Source organism: Parendozoicomonas verongulae, from assembly GCF_009711465.1.
Lineage (GTDB): Bacteria > Pseudomonadota > Gammaproteobacteria > Pseudomonadales > Endozoicomonadaceae > Sansalvadorimonas > Sansalvadorimonas verongulae.
Map to the genome: position 1 here is coordinate 3,694 of NZ_SMME01000705.1, position 349 is coordinate 4,042.

The window sequence follows — 349 nt, forward strand, 5'->3', positions numbered from 1 at the left end:
TTCAAAATGGCCATACTGAGGTGGCTCAGATTTTAGTGAGCGCAGAGGCAGAGCTTAATACAATGTGGAATGGTGTAACGCCTTTGTTTCAAGCGGCTCGAAATGGCCATTCCGAGCTGGTTCAGATTTTAGTGAACGCAGGGGCGGATCTTAATCAAACATGGCGTGGCATGACGCCTTTATTTCAAGCGGCTAATAATGGCCATGCCGAGGTAGTTCAGATTTTAGTGAACGCAGGAGCAGATCTGAACAAAACATGGAATAGTGTAACGCCTGTATTTCTAGCGGCTTATAATGGCCATGCCGAGGTAGTTCAGACTTTAGTGAACGCAGGGGCAGAGCTGAATAA

The 349-nt window shown here is 46.7% G+C and carries 1 protein-coding gene; it reads left to right on the forward strand.

Features of this window, described 5'->3' with window-relative positions; translation table 11 throughout:
• On the forward strand, positions 1-349 hold a 349-nt coding region (locus tag E1189_RS03360; RefSeq protein WP_196221151.1), incomplete at both ends, for an ankyrin repeat domain-containing protein.